This is a genomic window from Methanomicrobia archaeon (assembly GCA_011049045.1).
In the GTDB taxonomy this organism is placed as follows: Archaea; Halobacteriota; Syntropharchaeia; order Alkanophagales; family Methanospirareceae; genus JACGMN01.
Genome location: DSCO01000054.1, coordinates 1 through 26,674 on the forward strand (window position 1 = coordinate 1; position 26,674 = coordinate 26,674).

Annotated in this window: 20 protein-coding genes and 3 pseudogenes; 6 read left to right on the forward strand and 17 right to left on the reverse strand. The window is 52.9% G+C overall.

Annotation, left to right across the window (positions count from 1 at the left end; translation table 11 throughout):
* Positions 1 to 318: 318 nt before the first annotated feature.
* The 8 genes from ENN68_06800 to artC form a co-directional block, all read right to left on the reverse strand.
* Entirely contained in the window at positions 319 to 1,626 is a 1,308-nt protein-coding gene (locus tag ENN68_06800; GenBank protein HDS45783.1) for a hypothetical protein, read from the reverse strand.
* A gap of 99 nt (positions 1,627 to 1,725) precedes the next feature.
* Entirely contained in the window at positions 1,726 to 2,823 is a 1,098-nt protein-coding gene (locus tag ENN68_06805; GenBank protein ID HDS45784.1) for a DUF354 domain-containing protein, read from the reverse strand.
* A gap of 37 nt (positions 2,824 to 2,860) precedes the next feature.
* On the reverse strand, positions 2,861 to 3,514 hold the full coding sequence (locus ENN68_06810) for a hypothetical protein (protein HDS45785.1): 654 nt from the start codon (positions 3,512 to 3,514) through the stop codon (positions 2,861 to 2,863).
* A gap of 40 nt (positions 3,515 to 3,554) precedes the next feature.
* A complete protein-coding gene (locus ENN68_06815; GenBank protein HDS45786.1) occupies positions 3,555 to 3,944 on the reverse strand; it encodes a hypothetical protein in 390 nt (129 codons plus the stop codon).
* Between the two features lie 240 nt (positions 3,945 to 4,184).
* Complete coding sequence (locus ENN68_06820) at positions 4,185 to 4,814, reverse strand: PIG-L family deacetylase (GenBank protein ID HDS45787.1); 630 nt, start codon at positions 4,812 to 4,814, stop codon at positions 4,185 to 4,187.
* A gap of 41 nt (positions 4,815 to 4,855) precedes the next feature.
* A complete protein-coding gene (locus tag ENN68_06825; protein ID HDS45788.1) occupies positions 4,856 to 6,439 on the reverse strand; it encodes a hypothetical protein in 1,584 nt (527 codons plus the stop codon).
* Positions 6,429 to 6,791: a DUF1616 domain-containing protein gene (locus tag ENN68_06830; protein ID HDS45789.1), complete on the reverse strand. Its 363-nt coding sequence runs from the start codon at positions 6,789 to 6,791 to the stop codon at positions 6,429 to 6,431. The genes ENN68_06825 and ENN68_06830 overlap by 11 nt, the downstream gene beginning before the upstream one ends.
* Positions 6,788 to 7,696, reverse strand: a complete 909-nt coding sequence (gene artC, locus ENN68_06835; GenBank protein HDS45790.1) for an archaeosortase C — start codon at positions 7,694 to 7,696, stop codon at positions 6,788 to 6,790. The genes ENN68_06830 and artC overlap by 4 nt, the downstream gene beginning before the upstream one ends.
* 313 nt (positions 7,697 to 8,009) lie before the next feature.
* On the opposite strand from artC, the gene ENN68_06840 reads away from it, so the two are divergent.
* Positions 8,010 to 8,435, forward strand: coding sequence for a DUF1616 domain-containing protein (locus ENN68_06840; protein HDS45791.1), 426 nt, complete (start codon positions 8,010 to 8,012; stop codon positions 8,433 to 8,435).
* A gap of 112 nt (positions 8,436 to 8,547) precedes the next feature.
* Here the strand turns inward: ENN68_06840 and ENN68_06845 are convergent, their stop codons facing one another.
* The 5 genes and pseudogenes from ENN68_06845 to ENN68_06865 form a co-directional block, all read right to left on the reverse strand.
* Positions 8,548 to 8,898 (reverse strand): hypothetical protein, encoded by a 351-nt coding sequence (locus tag ENN68_06845; GenBank protein HDS45792.1) that lies wholly within the window; start codon positions 8,896 to 8,898, stop codon positions 8,548 to 8,550.
* A gap of 498 nt (positions 8,899 to 9,396) precedes the next feature.
* A complete protein-coding gene (locus ENN68_06850; GenBank protein ID HDS45793.1) occupies positions 9,397 to 13,350 on the reverse strand; it encodes a DUF1616 domain-containing protein in 3,954 nt (1,317 codons plus the stop codon).
* A gap of 384 nt (positions 13,351 to 13,734) precedes the next feature.
* Positions 13,735 to 14,757: a hypothetical protein gene (locus ENN68_06855; protein HDS45794.1), complete on the reverse strand. Its 1,023-nt coding sequence runs from the start codon at positions 14,755 to 14,757 to the stop codon at positions 13,735 to 13,737.
* Between the two features lie 363 nt (positions 14,758 to 15,120).
* A pseudogene (locus ENN68_06860) lies at positions 15,121 to 16,058 on the reverse strand (Gfo/Idh/MocA family oxidoreductase).
* Positions 16,059 to 16,190: 132 nt separating this feature from the next.
* Entirely contained in the window at positions 16,191 to 16,805 is a 615-nt protein-coding gene (locus ENN68_06865) for a PEF-CTERM sorting domain-containing protein (GenBank protein ID HDS45795.1), read from the reverse strand.
* Positions 16,806 to 17,477: 672 nt separating this feature from the next.
* On the opposite strand from ENN68_06865, the pseudogene ENN68_06870 reads away from it, so the two are divergent.
* Positions 17,478 to 17,785, forward strand: a pseudogene (locus tag ENN68_06870) (nucleotidyltransferase).
* An 11-nt stretch (positions 17,786 to 17,796) separates the two neighbouring features.
* On the opposite strand, the pseudogene ENN68_06875 reads toward ENN68_06870, so the two are convergent.
* The 3 genes and pseudogenes from ENN68_06875 to ENN68_06885 all read right to left on the reverse strand — a co-directional run bounded on the left by ENN68_06875 (position 17,797) and on the right by ENN68_06885 (position 20,948).
* Positions 17,797 to 18,980: pseudogene (locus ENN68_06875) on the reverse strand (IS3 family transposase).
* Positions 18,981 to 19,057: 77 nt separating this feature from the next.
* The gene (locus ENN68_06880; GenBank protein ID HDS45796.1) at positions 19,058 to 20,056 is read right to left on the reverse strand and encodes a UDP-N-acetylglucosamine-1-phosphate transferase; all 999 of its coding nucleotides are present in this window, start codon (positions 20,054 to 20,056) and stop codon (positions 19,058 to 19,060) included.
* 55 nt (positions 20,057 to 20,111) lie between these two features.
* Positions 20,112 to 20,948 (reverse strand): undecaprenyl-diphosphate phosphatase, encoded by an 837-nt coding sequence (locus tag ENN68_06885; GenBank protein ID HDS45797.1) that lies wholly within the window; start codon positions 20,946 to 20,948, stop codon positions 20,112 to 20,114.
* Between the two features lie 330 nt (positions 20,949 to 21,278).
* Between ENN68_06885 and ENN68_06890 the strand changes: the two genes are divergently transcribed.
* The 4 genes from ENN68_06890 to ENN68_06905 all read left to right on the forward strand — a co-directional run bounded on the left by ENN68_06890 (position 21,279) and on the right by ENN68_06905 (position 25,223).
* Positions 21,279 to 22,301 carry a hypothetical protein gene (locus ENN68_06890; protein ID HDS45798.1) on the forward strand — a complete coding sequence of 341 codons (1,023 nt, stop codon included), beginning with the start codon at positions 21,279 to 21,281 and terminating at the stop codon, positions 22,299 to 22,301.
* 208 nt (positions 22,302 to 22,509) lie between these two features.
* Entirely contained in the window at positions 22,510 to 23,112 is a 603-nt protein-coding gene (locus tag ENN68_06895; GenBank protein ID HDS45799.1) for a DUF11 domain-containing protein, read from the forward strand.
* Between the two features lie 371 nt (positions 23,113 to 23,483).
* Positions 23,484 to 24,596, forward strand: coding sequence for a DegT/DnrJ/EryC1/StrS family aminotransferase (locus ENN68_06900; protein HDS45800.1), 1,113 nt, complete (start codon positions 23,484 to 23,486; stop codon positions 24,594 to 24,596).
* A gap of 33 nt (positions 24,597 to 24,629) precedes the next feature.
* The gene (locus ENN68_06905) at positions 24,630 to 25,223 is read left to right on the forward strand and encodes an N-acetyltransferase (protein ID HDS45801.1); all 594 of its coding nucleotides are present in this window, start codon (positions 24,630 to 24,632) and stop codon (positions 25,221 to 25,223) included.
* 36 nt (positions 25,224 to 25,259) lie between these two features.
* Here ENN68_06905 and ENN68_06910 read toward each other — a convergent pair whose 3' ends face one another.
* Complete coding sequence (locus tag ENN68_06910) at positions 25,260 to 26,612, reverse strand: nucleotide sugar dehydrogenase (protein ID HDS45802.1); 1,353 nt, start codon at positions 26,610 to 26,612, stop codon at positions 25,260 to 25,262.
* Between the last annotated feature and the right edge of the window lie 62 nt (positions 26,613 to 26,674).

Consider the following 26,674-nt stretch of genomic DNA (forward strand, 5'->3'; position numbering starts at 1 on the left):
ACAGGAAAGGGTGAGAAGAACAGAGAAAGAACACCGTGCATGGCTGAGGGCATCACAGATCATATTTGGAACTGGAAGGAATTATTGATGTTTAAGGTAAGCCACGAAATTTAGGACATTACCAAAATTAGAGAGAATATCGCTCAACGGTCATAAAAAGATCTTTATATGTCGACTATATTTTACTTTGCTTAAACCAATCGTAATTTATAATTGCTGCGTGACAAATTGTGTCTCCGAAAAATGGTGAAAAAATCATTATTATCCGTTCTTACAAGTAATTCTTCATCCGTATTAATGTTCTGGTACGCATAATCATTAGATTTCATTATATTCGCATTCTAACGTACTTTCTTCGCGCAGCTTCCACCATCTCGCCAATTCCCCCGCTGTAGCTATCCAAGCACCCTTTTCTTTACAAACCCGAATCAACTTTTCGTAGACCTCAGCACACTGTGGATATTCATCAGTATTAAATACGGTATGGTGCCAGAGCAGTGTTAAAACGCCCCCGTAGTTCTTCACTTCAGTAACTACCTTTACACATGATTCCCATGCAGTTACACCTGAATTGGTTGTAAGGGATATGTCCATAATTGCCAGCGGTATCTCTAAGAGAGACAATTCTTCGTTGTCGTCAGTCGGATGAAAAGGAAAACTGGTCCCCCATTTAAAACCTATAGCTTCGCCGCCTTTGAAGCCGAGCGAAGTATCATATTCCAGTCCAATGCTTTCGTGATACTTCCAGGTTTCTGGTATCATTAAATTCAGGTGATGCTGCCGTATCCCGTGTACCGTACTTCCTAACGTCTCTTCCAGATAGTCTTTCTCCTTCTGTAATTTCTCTTTATCTCTATAAGAGTCATACGAACCATGGAGTCCTATCTCCCAGCCGTTTGCAGCGAGATCTTTTATGAGCTCAGCGATTTTTGGGTCTCGAAAATCGTACCTCCGTGCATAATGGATCCACGTTGCCGGCTTAAGCAGGTTCACGTTTGCCGTCTCGTTCAAGAAGAAGAACGTGGATTTGACGTTGAGTGCGTTCTCAATCCTCATGATCTCCTCAAAGGTCCAGTAGGGGTTCCTCCCGGTAAGCTTGTCGGTGAAAAAGGTGGAGAGCTGATACCATCCTCTCCGCAATTCGCCGCGTTTCAGATGTTTCAGAAAACGCGTGAAATACTGGTAGGTTTTCCTGATCTCGTCGACGTCATGCGTTAAACATACTGCGAACTTCTTGCCCTCAGGCCAGAATGCCTTGTGGACTAACGGTACACCCGATTGCGCGCAGGCATGGCGTATAAGATCAAACAGCTCTTTTTCGTAGATATCGACAATCGGTACCGTTGAGAATATACGCTGCTTCTGGGTATCGATTTTCAACAAGGCCGCCTCAAACTTACCAGATAAAACGAAACCAATTTCTCTGAAAATGTTAAAATCCAGTTCTATTCCGTTTTCTGAATAGTTAACGGTATTTTTGAGGCTAACCTCTTCAGTTTCATTCTCAATCCTCTGCAAAATGCGGTGCGCAATCGCTTCATCGCCCAGCTCTTCATCTGGAACAAAAATACTGAATTCACTTCCGCTGGTATCATCTCCATTTATAATCACTTTTCCTGATTTCATACGAATTGTTGGTGACAATAGGCCGTAGGTTTGCACAAAATGAGTAAAGCCATAGGTACTGTAACGATCAGGATGGTCAGAGTGTAATGAGATCATTTATTAGTTAGTCCCTTTACTCTGTTGCTGCTGCTTATATCCAATAAAACTTTCTGGATATCGTTCGATGAAGTCGGTCATCCACGCCGTTACGTCTATCTTATCTTCCAGGAGTTTCTCCCTCTTCTGCTGCCATTTCTTTTTTGAATTCGTATCCTCTAAAATGCTCATCGCCTTCTCCAGAGCGTGTTTCTGGTCGGGATAGAAGCACAACAAATCGTATGTATCACGTAACTCCAGGAAATTGCCTGAGAAGTTACCGGTTGCAATCCCTTTGGATGTCGATTCTATATGTATCGCCGGTGTTCCCAGTATCGCCGCTTCCGCAGCCATCGTGCCGCCTTCGCCTATATATAAATCCGCATAATACAGGAGAGAAAGCATCTGCTCCGGTGGAACAGCTAATCTATATTGCTCGAGTTCAGTACTAAGTTTCCGCTCGGACGTGATAAAAACGCGTCCGTAACGTTCAAGCGATTTGATGAACTCTAATGCCGATCCTTTATCAATACCCATTAAATGAACATCATGAGATGCGCCCCACGAGATGAATCGTAGAATGATAAACTGATCATTACGTGAGAGACCCATTCCCGCTAAGACGGTATCATCGGGCGCGAAATACTTCGGATGGAGATAGGCAAGTTCATGGTAGCCATTATACCGGACATGTTTTTGGGGATTGAGTCGTTCTTTAAAGCAGGCCGGTGTGCAAATAACATTTGTAAAAGGGAATGTCAGTTTACTGCTTAATCTCACGTGTTCCGTATCGGTAAAAGTTATCGAGGGCTTTCTTAATAATTTCCCTACCTGGGCGATATACGGATCATGGACACCAACCAAAATATTGGGAACAAATTTTTTTGCGATTCTATATAATTTATAATTTCTTTTGATCATACCAGATGCTTTACCTAACGTGGTTGCGTAATGTTCGCCTAGATCATAATAAGTGAGTCCGTAAGCATGTAATAAATTCAGGGTAACCTCCTTCTTCCTCGCGGTAACGATAACTTCGTGCCCACTCCGTTCGAGATTCCATATACAGTGTTTGAATAAATGGACATGCGCAGGATGGCCGATGTCAATTAAGACTCTCATTTGTTTGCGTTAATCCCTTCAGGTTGTTACTGCACCATCATACGATTTTTTCTAACGCTATTTTGAGATCTGAATAATCTAATCCATGCTTTTCGAAAATGTCCTGTAACACTTGCTCGGGAACGTCTCCCTCGTTATTTAATCGCTCTAACGCTTCTGCCCGCGTTAATTGATGATCCCGTATCAAACTACTCAACCCGTCATCTTTATCATTGAATCCAAGCGTCTTTTTATACAGATAATCCTTTAATATCGCTATTTCACAATCGCCGCGCCAGGTTGATTTAATGCCCGGGTATTCCCTCCAGTTTAATTCAGTCTTGATTGTTCTAAGTATCTCATTCTCACGCCAATGTAAGTGTGCATGAAATGGTGAAATTTGTGTTATGCCCATTTTCTCCGCTAGTTTTTTCCGACCAGGATAGAAATAGTAATAGAATTCTTTGCCTTGTGTAATTAAAGAATCGCTATTCATAATCCATTTTGGATTCCTTACTATCTGGTATAAATACCCTGATACAAACGAGCTCATCCCACCATTTGGATTAACTTTCATAATATTAGTTTTATAGCCCTGACCCTCAAAAGGCGTTCCTCCACTAATAATTAAGGGGATATTGTTGTTCTTTGCCAAATTTAAGATTCCAACAGTTATGCCCAGCCTGCATCCTGTGCAAAGCACGCCGATCATCGCTGCCGAAGGTCTTCGCATCCATGATTTGATGTGGTGCTCAAAGCATTTTTTTTAGATAGACGTGCTCTTCAATAACTAGGTTCACCTTTAAAATATCGCACATGTTTTTCATATTCAGTTTCGTCTGTTCGGGAATAACGCCATTATCAACAGAGTATGCGAGTACTCTTAGATCCATCTCTTTTACAAGATAATATAAAAGGTAAGAACTATCCCTTCCGCCACTTATGCCAATTACACAGTCATAATCTTTATTCCTATCGCTTTTTTTAGTATTAGTAAGAAAAGAGTCTATTTCCGCTTTTAAAATATCTTTACCAAGATATTCCCGCTCCTTATAAGCAACACAATGATTGCAGACCCCTTCTTCATTAAAGGTTATCCCGGGATAATTTCCCGGTAAAATACAGTTTGAACATCTTTTCATGGTTGTGCTCCTTCAGTTATCAAGGACGGTATAAGATAACTATCAAACATTTGAGAGTTGATGCCATTGCCGTGTGAGGTTTTGTACCATTCGTATTCCGGAGTTGTTTACCAGGTATGTTTTTATCAACTCAACCGATCCAGGCAGTGATAAAACTCGACGAACATGCCCGTAATACAAAAGCGGGTTGATGATCCGTCCATAGCTCGTCGAATAGGCGATTGGGAGGGAAAGAGAAAATCACCGTATTACCCACCGTATCACTTCGAACACCTCGGCGTATTCCGTATTGATCTGCACCCCGCGGGTCCGTGCAAGGCTCCGTATGAACTCCTCACTGAGGTATGACCGACCCTTCTGCGAGTCGTAGCAGTGCAAGGCCGCGATCTTCTTCTGCACATGCGCCTCGTTCAGCAGCACGAACGCGGTCGTATCAAACGTGATGTTGTTCCAGGGCTGCTCATAGCCCAAAATCGTACAGCCCTTGAACGCACGCAGCGTTTCCTCACGCGTTACCCGGTGGTCCTGATGGGTATCGTAAGACGACGGCGTGAAGACCACCTCCGGCTGTAAATGCTCACGGATATCGATTAAGGTATCCAGTATCTCCTGCCGCAACCGCGGGAATTCGCGCACTTCATAATCGTATAACAGCAAATTGCTGCGGGGTATACCCAGTACTTCAGTCGCTCGCTTCACTTCCGTCTTCAGGATGTCGCAGGGATACGCTGCTGGAACTGACTTCTCACAGCACGATAAGGCGACATAAAAGAGCTCCTTGCGCTCGGCCGTAAAGCGCGCGACACTGCCGCCGCAGCCCAGTTCACCATCGTCCGTATGCGGGCTCAGGATCAAAATTCTCGTGAACATCTGCTGCTGCTCCTGGGTTCCCAAACGCCCCGGGGGCTCGCTCATCCGCATTCACCTGCTTGCGCTTGCTCACCGAGCACGTTCAGGTTTTGATACAGATTGAACAGGCGCGCATCACCGTGAATCACCGCACGAGGTATCAGGTAAAACGCCTGGTTCGTCAGTTCAGCATCGATCAGTGCCCGCTTCCAGTGCGCGAGAAGCGCCTCCAGGCCCACAGAAACGAGGAGATCAAGGAACGAGGGCGTAACCGCGAAGCAGCGTGATGCGGTCTTCAGCTGTGTATCGAGGCTTAAAGAGCGCCCCTGATACTTCTGTAAATCCTTCTTCACCACTGTTCCACCGCCCGATTGCTCCAGATGGTTGATCTTCACGGCAAGTTCTGCTTTTGTGGCTGCTAACTGCGTTAGAAGTGGCTGCGCATCGCCATAAAACGTATCCTGGGCCAACCCTGAGCTGCGCTGTAAATCCTTCAAAACAGTCCGGTGGGCGGGACCTACATAGTAATCACGGCCGAGCCATGCGACCGTCAGCGGCACGGTGAACCTGAACTCACGCGCGAGCTTATCTGAAATTAACCCGTATCTGAGACCACCGCCTGCTCCTGAGACGAAGAGCGCGGTGCCCAACCCTTCCGAAAAGACGAGATTGCGCGCCACGGCGTTAGGACTCATGCGGTCATAACGGTCTGCGAGCTCTGCAAACGGCAACTCGTACTGCTCCCTGCAGACCGGGCAGGTACCAGCGTACCGCTCGTTAGCGGGCGGTCTCGTGTGGCTGCCAGAGAGCGGTACCTTTCCACCGCAGCCGCAGTGATACCAGAACGGCACGGATTCCTCGCTAACGGTGCTGATATCCTCCAGGCCTTCTTCCTGTATGATTTCAGTATACCGCTGGTTGAAGCGCTCCCGCTCGGTGAGGAGCCGTACCGACTCGTCCATAAAGATGCCTGCGCGCTGCACGTCGGAATATCTGAAGAACAGCACCTGCAAGCTCAATAAACGATTACAGATGCGGGAAACCAGAAAAGCGTTCAGATCCGCAAAGTTAGTGCTCAACGCGTAACTCCGGGCCATCTCGTCGAATACCTGATCGAGCTGAGCCATCGCATCGTCGCGCGCATGTACACGATCGTGATAGAACGTCCGTATACGTTCGAGTTCCTTTAACCAGGTTTCATCCTTCGGCTTTTCGGTGCACGCAAACCGCTTCCAGCGGTCCTTGCCCGATATCGAGAAGCCGATCGTCTCGAAACCGTCCCGTGAGTTCGACGGGATCCTGTTCTGGTAGAGCCATTTCGCGGTGCTTAGATTGTGATCGGCAAACCCGAAGAGCGGTATACAATCCCGCCCAGAGGCTGCCAGGTGCTGCGCAAAAAAATCGAGCAAGAATACCTTCTTCCACACGCCGGCATACGGCCAGAAGTTCGGCTGGTGCCCTGATTCCAGCACGATCGTTTCCTCTTCTGGTAGTGCCGTCGTGAGAAGCGCTTGTACTTCGCTATGAGTTCCTGCAGCTCGATGGAACGTTTCAGCTATTTCCCTGATTCGCGCTAAATTCGCACGCTGCGTATCGCTCAAGGCCGGCCGTGCTTTCAAAAGACTGAGGAACTCCTCAGGGCTCATTGCCGTTTCCCTCGCCTTTTACGCGCCTCGTCGTCGAACTTCGTCGTCGTCGCTCAAGATACGCTAAGACAAAGAGTTCCAACCGCCAGAGCAAAAGAGCTGCCCCGGTAAGCGTCAGTAGCGCGAGTACAATATTCACCGCGGTCGTTGGTATGTGCAACGCCAGATCAATGAACAGGGTGGTCAAGAGAGCCGCAACGATGCTGAGTGCGCCGGCAAAGCCGAGGCGTTCGACCACACCCAGATCGTCCTTCTGCGGAAAGAGCGCGAGCGTCAAGGCATACCCCGGCACCAGCAGGAGAAACAGAAGACCAAAAACGATCCTGAGCAAACCCAGCAGGTCTGAGATCATTCCCGTCCTGATACGTTCGTTGAATCAGCAGAAGGATAGTCTTCACTCAGAAGCAGGTAGTACAGTACGGGCAGTAAGATGACGGCAAAGAGTACCCAGCCTAGATGTGAATGCGCCAGCATCATCGTGTCAAAACCGTAATAAAAACCGAGCGCCACTAATACCGTAACGCGTAAGAAATTAGCAGCGTACGAAGCGCCGGTTAAAATGAGCAGGAATTTTATAAAGTCGCGACGCGTAAAACGATGCAGAACGATAGAATACGCCAGCAGTGTGCTTATAATGAGGAACATCGAATACCACCCGAAACAGGCTAGATCCATCTTTAAGGTCATGAACTCCGTACCATGAACGTCTATGAGTCCCAGCGTATCAGGTACTAAAGAGAGCTCCAGCCCGAATAGCCGCAGAACATAAAAAACGGGTAACAGAACAGCATAATGACCGTAGTAAAGCGGCAGGCCGATGCCCAGTCTCGTCGGTACCACATAGATGATCATGAAGAAAGCAATGAAAAAAGAGGACAGATAAGCGCTGAAGAGCCCGATATCCCTGACCTGCTCGTTCCTTACGCTGGCGAGTATGAGTGATACACCAAGTAGTAAAACCATTGAATCCAGCGTCTGTAATGTGGACTGTGTATAATAGTTATACAGAAGATCGGCGAATAGCAACGTCGCACCGAGAAGCAGAAGGATACGCCGGTTGTTCTGTTTTCGGGCGATTCGCCGGTCAGTGCTCAATTTAATGAGCATGAGCACAGAGAGCGCGAAAAAAGCTGCTCCCAGGTATGCAGAGCCGTAGGTCAGCTCGATAAAACCGGCAATGATAAAAATGAGGAAAAGCACCAGAAGCAGTTTCTGGCTTTTATTCACGTTCTTTCCGGTTTCTCTGGCTGTTGCCATTCAGCTACCCCCAAAAATACACACACACACAAAAAAAAAACGATAAGCGTGTTAGTGCCGTAGTGTGTTCGTATCGCCGTATAGTTCTGAAATGGTGTGAGTCTCGTAAGTGCTTCCTGCACCGGTTATCTGAACTCATGCTATGCCCTTCCACCCGGTGCCTCTACAGCCTGGCGCCAGAGACCCACAACGGAATTCAGCTGATGCATCAGGATCGTTTGGTTACGTACGTACGTACGTAGGTACGTACCGCAGACCCCTGCTCGTGCAGGTCGCGTGGCAAGGTTTATAACCGCGAAGATATCCTTTTAAGATGGGTGTATGGCGCATGACGCAGGAGATGGACAGGCTCATTGAGAAGACTATTATTATTGCGATCATACTCGGCGTGGTGGTAGCTGCGTATCTTATCTGGGTCGCGTCACAGGAGTCATATTCCGCACTCTATCTCTATCCCGACTCGTATACAAATTACGTTGAGGCTGGTGAGACCATCTCATTTGTTTATGGCGTGCAATCCTTTGAAACAGAGCGAACAAGGTATATCTTGCTGATCTACGTGGGCAACGAGTTGCGAGACACAAAGGAATTCTGGCTTGATCGCGAAGCAATTCATGAAGAGACGCAGACCATAACCCTGCCCGAAGAGATTGACTTCCCCCTTAAAGTGCAGCTGCTGCTCGAGGCAAATGGTAACTCATATGACGTCCATTTCTGGTTAAAAGAGAAGTCCGTGTGATCTGTTGCTGTCATCTATAACCGCTGGATCGTATCAATGTTACCGGTGCGCCGTATAATGCACGATAAAAAAACGATACTCGTGGCCCGGTAAGGACGGTGTTGTCAGCATCCTAAATTCGCAAACCCCCGGTTCCAAGCCAGAACACATAATCCTGCTCCTGTAACCATGCCCGTAACGACGGCGCCCATGCAAAGACGCCGCGATCGCCCGTGCTCAATAAGGCACGAGCCTTCTCATAGCCGCGCTGCAGGATGCGCGTGCCCCGGGTCGACTTCAATATCGACACAAGAGCCGCTAACTTCTGCAGGAGCTGCGCATTCACGATCTGTCCGTACCTCTTCGCATAGGCGGTCGCGGTCATGACTAACGCCTTCTCTAATCGGCTCAGTCGCCGCCAGTTGCCGTTCCGTACGCCTTTCCTGAAACTCGCCTGGAGTTCAAGATACTGGGTGTTCTGCATGCGTGCCCTGCTGCTTATCTTGCAACGGTATAGTATAAACGTGAAGAATAAATAAAGCACCATACGGGCTTTGTGTTCGTACCCCGGGTTCGGGCATTCGGTTCTTCTCGTGCACCGCGAGCGGTCTGCTGCTCTGCAGGAGGTTCCTTGACGGTAACAACTTAGAAACTACTCGCATAATAAGGTATCGATTCCACCCGCCTGCGTGGGCTTGCGTAGACAGAGGATTATACCAGATAAAGCGGATAAAGGAAAACGAGCAGCAAAAAGCAGTGGCCGAATATGGATTCGATTATGCTCTCAGAACGCGGGATAGCTTGCAACGTGCAGCGATAAAAACAGTAAGTACGTGTTACTGGGTCGTCTGCACAGTTGCACGATTGTGCGGTAAGAATTCGATTGAACGGCTTTCACGGGGAGAGTGGGGCGGCATCCAGGGACAGTGGATCCAAAAAGGCCAATCTGCTGAAGCTCGTGCGGAGTTCAGCGCGTAGCTCACTATCTGTAGCGCCGCAATCTGGTACGATCTCCCACCTGCACCAGATCACCGATCGGCGTGAACGCCACATCGTCCCAGTAAACCGTCACATCGAGATACTCCACCGATTCCGCAGCATAAACGCGCAGGGTCACGGTCGTATCGCCCGCGGTGAGGTACACGGGAACCTCAACCAGGCGCCAGCCCGATTTCACCCGTGGCACGGTACGCTTGATCCACTCAGCTTCCCACCAGTCGTATCGTGACTGCACCCAGTCATTAAAAGCTTCACGGGTCTTGATATGCTCATTCCAGATCCAGTACGGGCCCACAAACTCCTCCACCACCCAGCCGGTATAGCCCGCATCGCGCCCTGAAACGTCATCTGACCAGACGACCTCGTCATTCACGAGCACCTGCTTGATCAGCTTCTTACCTTCAGCCGAGGTCGTTTCATACGTATCGCGGACCGTGAACGATAAAACCGCAACACCGTCATTCGCCACATAAACGTCCTGACTCAGCGCGGCATAATCGCCGCTCGTCAGCCGGCCACGCTGCGTCATGCCATAGGAGAACGGTGGTGAGGTATTTTCGTGCGCGTACAGCGCGCTGTCAAAATGGCCGCGGGACGCAAACGTCCACCACCCGATCGAGCGCATATCACCGTTATCCACCACGGGCAACGGCTCGAGGCCGTACCGCACCAGCGGCTCTAAAGTATTGAGATTGAGCGCGGTCGAGACCGAAAGCGCGATAAAGCGGTAAGGCTTCTCACTCACGCGGCTCTTGAAGAGCAGGAATTCGAGCTGCTGGGTACTGCCGACCCTATCAGAAGTGAAGGTCAGCGGTTGCTCCCATGTTTCACCCTGCTTCAGCCATTTGCTCCTCGTCTGAAGTACACGGCCTTCAAATCGCAGCTGGAGCAGATACTCCTGTTCCGCGCGATCATGGTGCTCTACCCGCGCGAGAAACGCCATCGGCTCGCCGAGATACAACGCGGTGGGGTACGTATCCTCCCTGCCTGCCGCATCAAGAATGGCGAACGAGGCGGGTAGCGATTCCTCGAGAAGTGCGGTGATCGGCTCGATCCGCACATCATCCCACCAGACCGTGATCGGGAAGTCTGAGCTCGATCGTTCCGCATACACCCGCAGCATCAGGCTGTTCTGCTTCGCACGCAGCGTCACCGGTAGCTTCACCTGCTGCCACGCAGCGTCACCCGCAACGTTATCCTCCCAGATCACCACGTCATTCAGCAGCACCTGCTTCACAAACGGGCCCGCACGGTCACTGGTATAAGAATCCTGCACGCTGCAGGCGATAACGACCGTAGCAGGATAGCGCGTAACCGTGAAGTCCTGGTAAATACCCGCAGAAGCGCCTGCTTCCAGACGCGTCCGGCCGGGATAGCGGAGTTCATACGAAGTCCAGGGCGATAAGTATACCGCGTCCGTTAACCCACCGGCGAAGTCCGCTGCGGTCCCTGAATAGCGCCACCCGTCTGCTGTGTCGAACTCGGCATTAAGGAGTGCAGGTAACGGCGATACCACGTAATTCGAGAGTATGCCCGTATTCGTGTGATCAACCTCCGAGGAGACCTTGAGCTGGAACGACTTATACGGCTCCTCGTCTACGTGATCTGAGAACAGCAGAAACTCCAGCTTTAAAAGCGCGCCAAGCCGGTCGGGCACGAATGCAAGTGGCTGCTCCCACCGGACGCCATCCTCCACGAACACCTCCTGGCTGCTGAGCACCGCGCCATCGAGTCGCACCTGCAGGATATAGGTCATTGGTCGGTGCTCGTTATTATCGATACGCGCCAGTACCGCCGCAGGCACACCCAGATGGAGCCTCGTGGGGTGGTAATGCTGCTCCGTGCCGTTCATATCGAATATCGCGAATGAGGTCTCCGGCTCGTTCAAGAGCACCGCCAACGGCTCCAGGCGCACGCTATCCCACCAGACGGTCAGCGGAAAGCTGGTCGCATCTTGCTTCGCATACACCCGCAGCGTGACGCGGTTCGTGCCATTATCGAGCATCACGGGGATCCGGACGTCCTGCCAGCCGTCATCGCCCGCAACATCGTCCTCCCAGACCACCAGATCATTCACCACCGCCTGCATGGAGAGGTACCCCACGCTCCGGGTTGTACGGTAAGAATCGGCGACCGTGAACGAGAGCGTGGCAAGACCTTCCGCAGACTCGAACTCCTGATAAATACCGCCCAGAGCACCCGTGGCTATCGCGGTGCCCGAGGGAATATCGAGTTGATACGTGCTCGCCGGATATGCATCGAGTGCCACCTCGAGCGTTACCCGCTGCCCGTCACCTGTACTGAACTCAGTAGCGGTTGCCAGGTATCCAGCAGGAAGCACGTCCAGCCATAACCGCCCCGGGATTACATCCAGTTCGAAGTAGCCCGTGCTAGCCGTCAGCGCGGACTTATCGTACTGGTCGCGGTCACTGACCACCACCGTCACACCACTCAGGGGCGTCGCATTATAAAGGACATACCCGCTCACCGTGGAGACCGCTGCCGGCAACAGCTCGGGCGGTAACACTGGTATCGTCTCGTTGATCCCCGACAGTTCCGCAACGGTCCGGTTATGCGCGATGATCGGTTCGAGACCCAGGTTGCGTACCAGCGGCTCATCCGCTGTCAGCTCGAACGCCGTCTCCAGCTTCTGGTACTCGCGCGCAGTGATATCGCGCCAGTAAAAGTCCGGCATGAGCTGGAACTCATAAAAACCGGTTTCGTCCGTGATGTTCGTCCGCTCGATCCCGTAACGGTTCGTCACGTGGATCCGGGCGTTCCCGATCGCCACTCCCGTGCGGTTATCAAGCACGTAGCCACTGACCGTCGCATCCTCCACCATCTGGTAGAACTTCGTGTAATGCCCCCGGAAAAGCTCCCCGGTCCTCATAAACTGCCAGTTCGAGTCCAGCTCCATGTCCGAATTCGCGAGCACCGGCAGCTCCGTGAGCGCATAGCCACTCAACGCTGCCAGATTGGCCGGGTTGATCACTGACTCAACCCAGAAGTGCACCGACCGATACGGGCTGGTGAAAGAGCCGTCCTTGAAGAGCAGGAACTCCAGCTTCGCGTGCTGCGACACGTGCCGCGGCGTGAACTGCACGGCATCTTTCCAGGTCTCACCGTGTGACAGGCGGATCTGCTCTTCATGCAGCTGATAGCCGTCCAGCAGCACCTGCAGCGTATACGTCACCGGGGCACGCTCATAGTTCTCGATGACCACACTGATCGTGCTGGGCTCCAGCAGGTGCACCGCTTTCGGATAGGTATCCGCCTTGCCGCCCGCGCCCATGATATATAACGCGGTGTACGGCTCATCATCGATGGTGACCTTCGCATAGATCAGTATCCCGCCTACAATAAGGATCAAGCAGATCACCGCAATGATGAGCGCGCGTTTTAATGCGCTCGGCTTCTCAGCGGTTCGCCGGGGTGCCCGGCACGCTGCGCAGGAGACGCGTGGTAACAGATGCTCCCCCTTGAGGAATCGCAGAAGACCAACGAAGAAGATGAGCACCTGCGCCAGAAGCAGACCGGTGAGATCCGCACCGAGGTCCAGCGCACTCATGCTCCGGCCGGGCACAAAAAACTGGTGCAGCTCGTCCGTGACACCAAAGAGCAGGCCGGCGAGCACCGCGAAAAGCGCCGGCCGGGTGCTCACCATAACACTACGAGACGTGCGGAATGCCAGGTGCAGCAGCAGCCCGAAGACCAGATACAGCAGAACGTGCGCAATCTTGTCCGGATAGAGGTACGCGACATAAAAAGGATACATGAGCACCTCAAGCCCCACTTCCTTGAGATAGTCCACCAATCCGTACAGGAACGCGAACTCATCGAGCCCCGGAAGAGTAGAACGAGAGGAGAGGTAAAAGAGAAACGCCGCATACGCACAGGTCAAAGCAGCGAACAGGTGGTATCTGGTCAGCTTCGCCATAGTATTTTAGTGCTTATAGAATAGAGCTCTGAATTTATAAGAATGGATATGATGCAGATATCATTTTCGCATGTATTGCTTTTTCGCGGCTACCTCATGCATGCTTCCGTAACGAAAAGAGGGTTAGGTAGAATAGAAGAGAAGGGCCGAAAAAGACGCTGAGCAATGTGTGCCGCTGCCGATAGATAGCTCAAGCACAGGCACAAACCGCGCACTACTGCGACTGGCAGCGCAAAGGTCCCGAATTCGGGTATTCGGTCTCATGACTGACGGTGTTCGGGGTTCTTTTCTGATGATGACCCACCCTTCGGGAAAAGGAGGGGGGAAAGTAAAAATGATAAAAATGAGGATCGGAAAAAGGAAATCGATCCATCTCCTTTAATTTTAAATACCTTTTTTCTTGTTGCGATAGTTGAAGAACGCGAACAGCCCTATGAGTGACAGCGCGGGCAGTGCAATCGTTGTAAATTCCGGCACTTCAGTGGTTGCATTTTTCAACTCGATCACGTCATTAGCGCACCACAGGGTAAGGTGTAAGTTGGCTAAATCAGTATCCAAGGGATTGTCCAAGGCGCTTCGTGGTACACTGATTTCATAGATCCAGTTCGGACCAGATTTAATATTTGATGTGTAAGTATGAACATTATCATTGTGCCCAGAATTCACGTGAGCAATAGTCGCAAAATTTCCTCCTACAGCTCCTACAGCTCTATAATAATCGATCTCTCCGATCGCCACCCAATTAGTTGGCCATGTGGACGGCCTTTGGGTTGTGCCTGTCTTAATCCAAGTCGGATTTTTGATTACCCTTCCTTTCGTATTGCCTTGATTTTCTTGTAATACGATGGCGTAATCCGTGCCCTTTATTTCGATCCTCAAGTCGCCTATCGCCTCTTCTGGGACCGATGCGATTATAGCAATGTAGACATTGGTTGCATCACTGTCGAAATACAGCGCTTCTATATCGCAAATCTCGCCACCAGCTGGTTGGGTATGGCCGAATATCTGAGGTTCAATGTACGGTGTGTAGCTAGAGCCGGTACCCTTAATGTGAACACCTGTTCCATAATCTGACCAAATACTACTAGTCGTTACCGCTAAACCGTCACGTCGATTATCTTCCACGATCCAATCGCAGGTTGCACTACTAGGCACCCAATAATGAGCGATATCCTCGAGAGGTGGTGGAGTCACGTATCCTGTCCAATATGCCATCCCTTTGTACCATTCACCCAGGCCCCAGTCACTCAAATCGCCGTCTATGGTGGCTGGGGATGGGAAAGCCATCGCCGGTGCGGTCAGTATCGCTAACAGTACAACGAGAATGAGCGAGCCAAAATAGGTTCCTAGTTTCACTTTTTTGCTTTCACCTCCTAACCGTTCGCTTACCCCAGGGGTTTCATTCATGTTCTCCTATTGGGGCAAGACTGCCTATAAAAGGCTACGGGCTTCCGATTCGTACCTCTGGTACTGATGCAACGTCGGCAAGGCGCGGAGTGCGACCGTTCGAGGGTGAGCGCGGAGGTTGAACCATGAAGTAACGGACGCGATTAGATGATTCCGCCGCAAACCTTCGTGCCGGTTGCTGCGGAGCCTTGGCCGACCGAAGAGGCTGTCCATCGCTAGCTAGAGCTGTGCTAGATGCTGGTTAGTGGCTGGTACAGTAGGGTTTCCAGCCCTGCTGTGTTCCGGCAGGGTACCATAAGTAACAAAGTAACCTGAACGCGCTAAAGAAAGCTTGTCGGCCTCCGCCGCCCGTTTTAACGGGGTTTACGCGCTTACGGCCAACGGCACGTTCGTGCCGTTATCGTACGACTGGATCGCGGCGAGCGCGACCTGGAGTGCATATTTACCCTCCTCGCCTGACGGGCTCGGCCGCTCGCCATTCCCCACCGCGTGGAGGAAATGCTCGAGCTCGTTCCGGAGCGGCTCGCGCGGCTCTACCTTTATTTCTTCGACAGCACCTTCACGCCAGAGCTCCAGGCGCTGGTCCAGATAGTCCGCATGCGCGACCCCCTTCGTGCCGGTCACGGTGATTTTGCGTATCTTATGCGGTGTGAGCCAGTTCGTCTCCACGAACCCCGATTTCCTGCCCGCGTAGTGCAGCAGAATAGACGCGTAATCCTCCTTTATATGGAAGCTGTTGCCACCGATTGCATACACCTGCTGCGCCTGCAGCCCGTACAGGTACGAGATCTGCGAGATCAATGATAATGCCCACATCCCGTATCCGCGCGGGGTTGGGGCCCACCCGGCCAGCGGCAGGAGATCGAAAGCAGCTCGCCCAGCTCGCCACCCACCACAAGCTCCTTCAACTTCTGGATCACCGGGTTGAACCGCTCGATATGACCCACCATCAGCTTCACACCCGCGCGACGCGCAGCTTCTATTATAGCGTCCGCTCCGCTCAGGGTGTCCGCGATCGGCTTCTCCACCAGCAGGTGCACACCATATCCAGCGGCTTTCGTCGCGACTTCGCGGTGCAGGCTCGTCGGTACCGCGATGCTCACCGAATCGAGATCCTGCTGCAGCAACTGCTCGTAGTCCGTATAAGCGTCCGTGTGGTAGGCCGCGGCCACCTCACGCGCCTGCGGTTCACGCGGGTCCGCAACGCCGACCAGCTCCGCGGCCGCAAGCTCATGATAGAGCCTGGCATGGTGCACGCCCATCGCGCCCACACCGATCACGCCCACCCGTAACCGTTTCATCTTCTTCCGTTTTCCTCCCAGCGCCGGTTCTTTGCTGAATGAAGCTCCCCCCGTTCGGAAAAAGGAGGGGGGAAAGTAAAAATGATAAAAAATGAGGATCGGAAAAAGGAAATCGATCCATCTTCTTTAAGATTATTGTTTCTTCTTGCGGTAGCTGAAGAACGCAAAGAGTCCTACGAGTGACAGTGCGGGTAGTGCAATCGTTGAGAATTCCGGGATCTCTGGACCACAGTACGGTCCCCATATTTTCCCCAGATATTCGTTAGTTCCAAATTTCACAGCAAGGTCATTGTTGGATAGGTAATAATTGCCACTCAATGTAAACCAAAAGAGTGTGGGTACTCCCTTACCGATGTTTACTTCATCGAATTTTACGCCTACTATTGAGTTCGCGGGATTGATTTCATCTTGGTAATATACGGGTTGAGGTTCACCATCAATAAGCTTGTCTGGCATGCACCAAAAGGTGATCCAGTGACTGATCTCGGGGTACGCTGCTTCATTATAGTTGGTCACTCTGTAATACCAGGTCACTCCTCCGTTAGTAGCTTCAACACCCAGAAACTCTATCATATGATTGTTGCAAAACTCTACGTCGTATGCGTCTGCACACTCATCAATATAAGGATAATCCCAAGGATTGTTAGTTGGTGGTTCATTGCCGGTACTATTAGCAAATGTCAAAGATAGCGAAGCAACTAACGCAGCTACAACGATTATCGATATAAACGTTCCTCTGAGTTTCACTTTTTTGCTTTCACCTCCTAACCGTTCGCTTCCCTCGCGGGTTCATGTTATCCTATTGGAGCAACAATGCCTATAAAAGGCTACGGGCTTTTGATTCGTACCTCTGGTACTGACGCATCGGAGACGAGATGAGGAGCGCTGACGGGCGACCGTTCATCCAGGATCATGATGCGTATCCACAGGTTCAGCTGCCCGTATCGGCGGCGAATACAACCTCCGCTCAGCCTGTGCGGATACCGTGTGCGCCGCCACCAGCTGCTGCCTTCCATCACCCACCGCATCTTCGAGCGCCAGCACGCGGCGGCGTAGCGGCGAAGCGTAGAAGCGATAGCACACAGTGTACGATACATACGAACGAACCTCTGCTGACTGATCCCCTGAACTCCATCCACAGCAGGATGCCCACCTGCTACCTCTCGCTCATGCGCTAAGGTCTTACCGGTCTGCCCACTCCCGCGTACTCATCGCTGGCGTTGGCACACTGCCCGCCTGACCCAATCCACGCCACTACCCGCTTCATGTCCAGAAGAACCGTAACGGGACCGGTGCTGTAGCACAAACAAGAGATTGATTTTTAAAACCAGACAACAAATCCGGTAGTGGTGATGGGTGCTACAATACCTATCTATCGTATGGACGAGGGAGGGTTAAAGGTCGAGGAGGAGCGGCAAGATGGATGCTGCTGAGGTGGCGCGGAAATTGGCGGAGAAAAAAGCGCACATGAGGCGGGCTTTTCATGTAATGTAAGAGAACTGGGGTTATTTGGCTCTTATATCCGGGGTGAAGAGACAACAGCCAGTGATATAGATGTTCTTGTCGATTTTACCAGGGGGCACAAGGATTTTTTCAATTATATGCGGTTAAAATTTTACCTTGAAGGGCTTTTTGGACGGGATGTTGACCTTGTGATGAAGGATGCGATTAAATCACGGCTAAAGGATCGTATCTTACACGAGGTTGATGGGGTGAACCCCTGTTAGTATACAATAGGTTAAGAAACGCTATTTAAAATCACCCCCTTTTCGAAGTCAATCGGTGACCGGTACCCCAGGGATGAATGCAGCCGCTTTTTGTTGTATACGTCGTCGATGAAGCGGAAGAGGTTTTTTGAGGCGTCTGAAAAGGTCTCGTAGTCATTGAGATAGACTTCCTCATACTTTAGCGTCCGGATAAAGCGCTCAACAAATGCATTATCGTACGGGTTGCCTTGCGCTGACATGCTGATACTGATCCCGTGGGCATCGAGGCATTCGATGTACTCTTTCGAGGCATATTGAACACCCTGGTCTGAATGAGGAATCAGTCCATGCATGTTATCATTCCAACGATCTTCTATAGCCATGGTCAAAGCACGCAAAACCAGCTCTGTGTACAGGCTTCTATCTAGATTCCATCCGATACATCTCCTGCTGAAGAGATCCAAAACAACTGCCAGATATACGAATTCTCGGGGCAGCTATACGTAGGTAATATCCGAAGCCCAGACCTGATTCAGCCTGGTTATTTTCAGGTCTTTTATCAGGTTAGGATATCTCCTGAGGATATGATTGGAGTCGGTGGTTTTTGGCTTGAACCTCTTCCGAACGCACAGGAGATTGTCTTCTCGCATAAGCCTCAACACACGTTTGTGGTTCACCGTATAGCCACGGTTCCTGAGTTCTACGGTTATCCGTCTGTACCCGTATGCCGGAAACTCCACGGCGATCTTCTGGAGCTCATTTCTAACCGCTATATTCCCGCCCTTTACCGGTTCGTTCTTCGACTGCTTCTGCCATTTATAGAACCCGCATCTACTGACGTCCATTATGTGGGTGGCGTGATCTACGGATATTTGACTTCCAGACTCTTGACACTCTTTGATGACCATATACTTCACTCCAGCAGCCCCCTTTTTCGCTCCCGAATCCGGCTTTCCAAGGTCCCTAAGGCCTTTTTAAAAAACTCGTTCTCCGCGTATAACCGTCCGACCAGCCGTTCAAGTTCTGCCATCCTGGCCTGATCTTTGTATACCCGTCCGTTGCCGCTGAATGCTTTCTTTGGGTTCTCAAAATACTCAGTTTTCCACTTCACGATGAGGGACGGGTGAATCTCGTTCTCCCGTGATACCTGCGCGATTGATTTCCCCGTCTCGATGTCTCGCACTATCGCGATCCTTATCTCAATTCGCTCAGTAATTTCTTTGGTAAAGCTTTCTTTTAGTTACAAAGAACGGTTTGCTTTCTTTTACAAAGAACGGTTTATTTAAGAACCACTCAGTACGGTATGAAGAGCCCGAGCACGCAGAACGGTAGCGTGAGCGCATACATCGCGAGCACCGCCTGCCGCTCCGTCATGCGGAAGTGATAAGGTAACACCCACTTCAGCGTCAACGGATTCGGGACCTCCAGCGTGCCATCGTCACGCACGCGCCCGAACTTCGCCAGCTGCCACTTTAACGTTTCGGGATGTAGCTTGTGCATCACCCGCCAGTACGCGTACATGAGGAAGTTGACCGTGTGGGGCAGGAACATCACGAAGCCCGCGACCAGAAAGCCCGAGACCACGATCGCGCTACCAAGCGCGGCACCGAGCGCTAACGCGCCTACATTGCCCCATAAGATGCGCGCGGGATACCGGTTGAACCAAACAAAGCCGAGCGTCGCACCCAGCAGGCAGCTCAGCACCAGCATACCCGGCGACCCGACCATAATGAACTTCACGAGCATGAACGCGATAAGCAGCGCAGACAGCCCCGACGCGAGCCCGTTGAAGCCCGAATGCATGTTCACCAGGTTCGCCACCACGAGCACATAGAGCGGCACAATGATGAAGAGATGATACACGCCGAGATCGATCACACCGAGCACCGGGATCGTTATCGCGGTCGTTAAGATCACGAAGATCAACCTATACGAGAAGAAGAAGAGCAGAACGATCTTCACCACCCGGCCCACATCAACAAGGTCATCCACCAGCCCGAAACCAGCATAGAGCCCCGCAACGAGCAGGATCGCCCAGTCTGTATCGGTGGACTGGAACGGGATACTGACGAAATAAAAGGGCAGGTGCTCGAGCGTTGCTTCCAGCCCGAAGAGCAGGAAGACCACCGCGATGATCGCTATACCGCCCTGCGTCGGGATCTCGCGCAGATCGCGCTTGTACCGGTCAACGGTCACCGTGCCCCGCTGCTGCAGCTTCACGATGAACCGCGGCATGACCAGCAGCATGAACGCAAAATTCAACGCGAGCGCTAGCACCAACCCGGTGAGCATCTCTCAATACACCCCGCAGTCATTCATTCATTTATGATACTCAGCATGTGCTTAGCTAATATATAAAGTACCCGAGCTGCGGGAGCTGCGTGAGCACGATCGTCAGCGCGCCTAAGACGATGCAGAAAGACGCGAAGTTCACTCGCGCCGCAAACCGCAGGAGCAGATCCATCGTCAGATAGCCCGCGAGGAGCGACGAGAGCACCATGAGCGCCGCAGACCGCAGAGATACCGCGGGCACCTGCCCGAGCTCGAACAGGATCAGCGCGCCCAGCACCGCCGGGACACTCATGAGGAACGATAACCGTAACGCAAGCTCCTGCGTGATGCCACGCATCAGCAGGATCGTGATCGTCGTCCCGGACCGCGAGATACCCGGGAGGATCGAGAAGCCCTGCACGAGCCCCGCAAGCACCATGTCCGTTACGGTTAGCTCATCAAATCGACGGTAACTGGTCCGGGCACGGCGCTGCAGCCCCAGCAGGATGCCCGTGAGGATCAGCAGGCACCCGATGAGCAGCGTTGCGTGCTCCACGCTCTCGATCATACGCGCAACGAAATAGAGCAGCGGCAACGCCGTTACCGCCGTCGCGCCGGTCGCCACCACAATGTGCCGCAGCAATAACTGAGACCTCGGATCACCACGCAGCGACCCGCGATCTGCGCGAATGCGGAATAAAGCCGCGAGCATCGACCGGAAATCAGCGCGAAAACGCAGGAGGACCGCGAGCATCGTCCCGGTATGCAGGAAGATCGCCATGGAGAGCGCCGCTGCAGGCTCGAGCCGCAAGAACTGCAGCATCACCAGGACGGTCTGACCCTGGCTGCTGATCGGTAACCATTCCGTAACCCCCTGCAGCACCCCTAACAGCACCGATTGATACGCATCCATCGCTCTTCTGTGAACTCCTCACTCTGGCTTAGCAAGCGACCCAATAATAAAAGTTGCTTGGCGCTTAATACAGCACCTGCATGCAGGAACGGTGAATCAGTGAATATCGGGCTGCACAAACATCCGCTTACGGTCGCCCTGTGATCCGCTCGCTGCAGTAGTAAATTTCGAGTCGAATGCGCTTGCTGCATGCAGCACCCGGTTACGGTAGTTACAGCCGCGTCAGTGCGGAAGCTTTAAATACCCGCACCGACAACCGAACTCTACCATTGACAGAAAAATGAGAAGATATAACGATAAACTGAGGACTCAGGAAGGTGAATGCCGGTGATGCATCAACTCGGTAAAGCACTCTGCGTTGTGTGCCTGCTTCTGGCTACTGCAACGATCGCCGCCGCAGAATGTGAATGGAACGTGACCGTTGATTGGTGCTGCAATGGCAGTTACTCCGCGGGGTGGTTCTATAACACCACAGATGAGAACTGGACGTATGCCATCGGCCCCTGGGATGCCGCGGCTGTATGGTTCCGCTTGAATATCAGTGGCGAACCCTTCTACGGGTACTGTAAGGACTTCGATATCAATGTCACTCGCAATGCTTCCTTCAACGCGACGATCATCCCCGCAGAGCCGAGCTGTAAGAATAATTCGTTCGCTTATGTGCTGAACACGTGGACACAATCCTGCGCAGACTGCGAAAACGTCTCCGCGGGACAGGCCGCGTTCTGGTACTTCTGGTACAGTGATGCTGCAAGCTGCCGCACCGGCATACCGTTCTACAACCATACCGCACGACCTACCGAGCCCGGCTGGGAATCACGCTGGATTCCCGATTGCGCCGTGCATCCGGAGGCATGCACGATGATCAATGCCTCGATCAACAAGAGCGTGCCCTACAAACTCGCGCTCACGCCCAGCTCGGGTACGTACCCGCCGGGGACACCGGTCGAGCTCGAAGCGGTCGTACAATTCTGTGCGGGCACTGACCCGGATGAAGTCACCGTTCGATTCGAAACTGAGCCCGGTTGCGCTCTTATCGAATCGGGTACGGACGTGGTAGCGGTTATGACCTCCGGGGGGATAGCACGAGCGACACTGTGGTGTGAGCCCAGCGTCGCTCACGCAACGGTCTCCGCAACGATTAACGATGCATACTGGTTCGAGCTGATCATTCCGTGCGATGACCATCAGGGACTCATCAGAGTGGTGAATATCCCGCCTGACAATGCAGCCTTCAGATTTGTTTCCGCGCCGCAGGTGCCTGCACTCTCGCGGGCGGCCGCACTGATCCTGACGATCGCGCTGCTTGCGGTTGCGCTCACCACGATGAAGAGACGCACGAGAGAGTCCTGACCGGGTGACTGGCTGGCTGACTAACTGACTGATTGGTTGATGCGTGCCTGGCTAGCTTCAGCTAAGGGGCGGCAAAACGGGTATTAGCAGGTGCTCGAGCCCGAAAACGAGCGCGTAGCACACCGACGACCTTACCTGAGGTTCTTACTTAGGTTACATAACCCTATATATTTATCCATCGACAATCTTGCCTACAGGAGGAAATGACATGAAAATTACAGCCCGAAAGGGATGGATGTATAAAAAAGGTCTTAGGGTTATCTGTATCTACCTCGCGATCGCCGCGATGGTTGGTATGCTTCTCGTAGGTACGGTAAGCGCAATGGCATCTGATAATAAGCCAACACTTACCAAGGTCAGCGATGTGTGTGAGGACTGCGTGAACCGTGGGGATGAAATTACCTACACGATTTGCTATAGCAATCCCGCGTCTTTCAAGATAACCGAGGTAAAGCTCATCGATACGCTGCCAGAAGAAACGGAATTTCTAGTCGCATCCGATGAGGGGGTCTATAATGAGACATACCATACGGTTACCTGGAACATCGGAACACTCGCTGCATATACGGGGGAAGCCTGTGTCACCGTGACCGTAACGGTGAAACCCGGTACTGCTGCAGGAAGCATGATCAATAACACCGCAACCTTGAGCTATAACGTCCTCCTTACTTACAGGGCAACGAAAACCGCGTCTGACGAGACGGAAATATGCGTGACTGAGATACCCGAATTCACCAGCATCGCGCTCCCCGTTGCCGCTATACTCGGGCTGATCGTCTTCTTTAACCACCGCAAGCGGAGTTACCGGTAACCGGGGGGGGGAAACCAGGGGTCAGAGCCCGGCGACTACCCGGTCATTTATGCCATCCTACCAGTATTCGCTCACTGCAGGTGCCGCGGAACAGCGCGTGCCGTGCTCAAGAGCAGGCGCCAAAAAGACGCTCCGTCCGGTACGGCAGAGCGCGGGTTACGCTCACGAAGGATAGCGCGCGGGCTCGCCCAAAAACGTGCGCTGCCCGTCGCGGTGAATCGGGAGCGCAGCTTGCTTATCGTCGGCCGCGAACGGAGTCCAAGGAACCCTGAGCACCACCGACCGACCGTGCGAACGGCAGCGCGGCAGCAAAAAATTTATATGCGAACAACGCTGTGTTGAATTCCAGTAAAGACCGTGAGTGAGTTCATATGACACGCGCCATACCAATCGCTAAGCCGCTGATCGGCGACGAGGAGGCACGACTCGTCACTGAAGTGTTACAGTCCGGGATGCTCGCGCAGGGCGAGTACGTCGCGGAATTCGAGCGGCGGTTTGCTCGCTACTGCGGCGTAACGAACGCCGTCGCGGTTAGTAACGGGACCGTCGCGCTTGATCTGGCCTTGAAGGCCGCTGGCATCCGGCCCGGTGACGAGGTGATCACACCCGCATTTACCTTCATCGCGACCGCCAACGCCGTACTGTTCCAGGGCGCTCGGCCCATCTTCGCCGATGTGGATCCGCAGACCTGCAACCTCGATCCCGATGACCTGCTCGAGAAAGTCACCCCGCGCACACGCGCGATCATCTGCGTACACCTCTTTGGGCTGCCCGGTGAGCTGCACGCGCTGCAGGAGATCTGTGCTGATCATCAGCTCGCACTGATCGAGGATTGCGCACAGGCGCACGGCGCGGACTACCGGGGGCATAAGGTCGGGAGCTTTGGGATCGGCTGCTTCTCGTTCTACCCTACCAAGAACATGACCACCGGCGAAGGCGGCATGATCACGACCAGCAGCGAGCAAAGCGCAGCGACACTGCGGTTATTGCGGAACCACGGCGATAGCGGCAAGTACCAGCATACCCTGCTCGGCTATAATCACCGCATGACCAATCTCGAAGCGGCGATCGGGCTCGCCCAGCTCCAGAAACTGGACGCGTTCAATGCCAAACGCCGCGCGAATGCCGCGTATCTCTCGCAACACCTCACCGCACCGGGGCTCAACCTGCCCCGCACCCGCGAGGGCGTGACACACGTCTACCACCAGTACGCGGTCACCGTTGAGGCTGAGTTCCCGCTCTCGCGCGACGAGCTCATGCGCCAGCTTCAGGAGCGCGGGATCGGCTGCGCTATCCATTATCCACTACCCGTTCACCAGCAGCCGCTCTATCAGCGGTTGGGATATACCGATGACGCGGTCCGCTGCCCGAATGCCGCGGCGATCGCGCAGAAGATACTGAGCCTGCCGGTGCATCCGGCAGTAACACCCGCAGATCTCGAGTATATCGTGGAGACGATTAATAGTCTGGGCAATGACGCTTAACGCACTGAACCATGACGCTTAACGCACTGAACCATGACCTATTATAAACACCCTACGGCCGTGGTCGAGACCGAGGAGATCGGTGAGGGCACGAAGATATGGCACTTCGTTCATGTTCGAGCGGGCGCACGGATAGGGAAACGGTGCAGCATCGGCAAGAGCGTGTATATAGATACGAATGTCGAGATCGGCGACGGCGTGAAGATCCAGAACTTCGCATCCGTCTATCAGGGCGTGCGACTCGAGGATGAGGTCTTCGTCGGGCCGGCCGTTACCTTCACCAATGACCGGTACCCCCGCGCGTTCCTGTGGTGCGAGGGGATGATCCTGCCCACACTCGTTGAGAAGGGCGCGAGTATCGGTGCCAATGCCACCGTGATGTGCGGCGTGACCATTCACGAGTACGCGATCGTCGGGGCTGGGTCGGTCGTTACGAAGGACGTCACGCCGTTTGGACTCGTTTACGGCAATCCCGCAGAGCTCCGGGGATTCGTGTGCTGCTGCGGTACGAAACTGCCCGTCGAGGGCCAGACACGCGAAGACGGGTTACTCCACTGCCCGCTCTGTGGCAGGACGGTCACTGTGGACGCGCAGCTCGTATCGCGACTGCGAACCGCGATACGGTAAGCACGCTGTCCCACCAACCATCCACTACCACACGGCTCAACGGGGTTTGCCCACACCCTTATAAATGAAACCCGCCGCCTCACAGGTCGCCTTGTCAAATGCGTTTCGGCCGTCCACGAGCACCGGCGTACGCATCAACCGCTTGAGCGATTCGAGTGACAGCTCACGATAAGCGCGGTGCAGGGTCACGAGGGCAACCGCATCCGCGCCGTCCACCGCTTCCGTGATATCCGCGGTAAAGGGCAGCTCAAAATCACGCACGTACGGGTCATGGAGGACTGGCTGAGCGCCTCGTTCCTGTAAATGCGCGTAGAGGTCCTGTGACGGTGTATTCCGCGTATCATCTGAGTTCTCGAGGAACGCAACACCTAAAATAGCTACCTTTGACGATGCCAGGTTGCGCCCTGCATCTCGTAAACCCTCATCCAGTAGCTCCACTATGTGCAGCGGCATCCACCGGTTTAAAGCTCTGCTGCTCAGAATGACCTGCGGATCTACCGTAAAGGTGCCGAACGTGTCCACACCGTATTTCAGCAGCCATGAATCCTTGGGCAGGCAGTGCCCGCCAACGCCCGCGCCGGGGAAGTGCATGTTCCTGACGGGATTGGACGCAGGATGCAGGGGATCGTTCGGCAGCGTATTCACCAGCTCGCGAACCGCAAAGGCATCGACACCTAAACTCTCGCAGATGAGCGCAACCTCGTTGGCAAACGCGATGTTCACGTCACGATACGCGTTCTCCACCACCTTCGCGGTCTCCGCGGTAAGCGAATCGGTGGGATAGATCTTCTCCTGCACGATATGGCTATAGAGCTCAACGCCACGCCGCGCGCTCTCCTCATCGACGCCGCCGACGATACGCGGCAGGTGCACGATATTCTTGATGAGTCGGCCCACCATCACCCGTTCATACGAGAAGGCCAGGTAAAAATCGCGCCCCGCTACAAATCCGGACGCGTCTTCTAAAAGCGGCTTGACGATCCTGGTGGTCGTACCGGGCGCCACGGTGGATTCGATCACGACCAGCGTCCCCGGCTTCAGATACCGGCCGACCTGGTTACTTACCGCTATCAAGGACTCATAATGCGGCGTTCCTGCTGCATCCGTGGGTGTTTGTACGTCGATCAGTATAACATCCGCATCATGGCACGCTGCGTAGTCATCCGTGACGCGGAAGGTTCCGTTCTTCACCACGCGGGCGATCAACTCAGAGAGCCCCGGCTCGTCACCGCCGACGGGATTCCGTCCCGCATTTAACCACGCGATCTTCCAGCCTGAGCGCTGTGACCGTCGCTGTATGCCAACCACCTGAAAGCCCGCTACATCGGCGAAGAGGGCCGCGATCGGTATGCCCACGTAGCCCATCCCGATAACCACTACCTTCCTCATCTTACCGTTACTAGCTCCTTCTCTATTGCCCTTAATAAACTATACGACCGGTTAAGAACGTA